The organism is Pseudomonas sp. SIMBA_067 (assembly GCF_046534675.1).
In the GTDB taxonomy this organism is placed as follows: domain Bacteria; phylum Pseudomonadota; class Gammaproteobacteria; order Pseudomonadales; family Pseudomonadaceae; genus Aquipseudomonas; species Aquipseudomonas putida.
In genome coordinates this window covers 1-281 of record NZ_JAWRYH010000278.1, presented here as the reverse complement: position 1 = coordinate 281, position 281 = coordinate 1, and the positions used below count along the sequence as shown (strand labels likewise).

General features: G+C 58.7%; 1 rRNA gene. It reads left to right on the top strand.

The features are described 5' to 3' along the window. Nucleotides 1-281 (top strand): 16S ribosomal RNA (locus tag SB765_RS29080); the annotation flags it as partial.

The window sequence follows — 281 nt, the reverse complement described above, 5'->3', positions numbered from 1 at the left end:
GTAGTGGGGGATAGCCCGGCGAAAGCCGGATTAATACCGCATACGATCCATGGATGAAAGCGGGGGACCTTCGGGCCTCGCGCTATAGGGTTGGCCGATGGCTGATTAGCTAGTTGGTGGGGTAAAGGCCTACCAAGGCGACGATCAGTAGCTGGTCTGAGAGGACGACCAGCCACACTGGGACTGAGACACGGCCCAGACTCCTACGGGAGGCAGCAGTGGGGAATTTTGGACAATGGGCGAAAGCCTGATCCAGCAATGCCGCGTGTGTGAAGAAGGCC